The 579-nt window shown below is 48.9% G+C and carries 1 pseudogene; it reads left to right on the forward strand.

Going from position 1 to position 579, the window contains the following annotated elements:
• A pseudogene (locus PORUE0001_RS02675) lies at positions 1 to 232 on the forward strand (Na/Pi cotransporter family protein); the annotation flags it as partial.
• Positions 233 to 579 lie beyond the last annotated feature (347 nt).

A 579-nucleotide genomic window follows, 5' to 3' on the forward strand; every position in this document is an offset into this window, starting at 1 on the left:
GTCTGAGCTACTCCGTCGTGACAAGCTCTCGGAGGCGGACGCTCGTGAGAGCTATACACTGGAGAAGCAACTCAACGACCTGCGCACCTTGCTGAAAGCGCAAAACATGGACAACGTCCGTACGCAGAAGTACGACTACCCCGAGTCCGTAAGCTATATGGATCTCGTAGGCTACTACGAGCAGCTGGGTGACTACGTGCTCAACGTCGTCCAGGCCGCTACCAAGGGATAGGAGAGACGTCTATTCGCAGACCCCTCTGCCTAGCTTCTAATACAAATAGCGATACCTACTGACGCAAACCGTCAGGACGCAGCATCCGTGCGTTCTGACGGTTTGTGTATGTGCAAAGGACTACTCGTGAGACTTGCTGTGTGTACATCCCCCTAAAAAACGCCTGAGACATTGGTTCCAACAGGTTGAAACTAAAGTTCCAACCCCCTCTGGAACAAAAGTTTCACCTAGGTGAAACTCCAGTTTCACCCGTATGAAACTCTAGTTTCTTCTGTATGAAACTCTAGTTTCTTCTGTATGAAACTCTAGTTTCTTCTGTATGAAACTCTAGTTTCTTCCGTATGAAA

Source organism: Porphyromonas uenonis 60-3, from assembly GCF_000174775.1.
In the GTDB taxonomy this organism is placed as follows: Bacteria; Bacteroidota; Bacteroidia; order Bacteroidales; family Porphyromonadaceae; genus Porphyromonas; species Porphyromonas uenonis_A.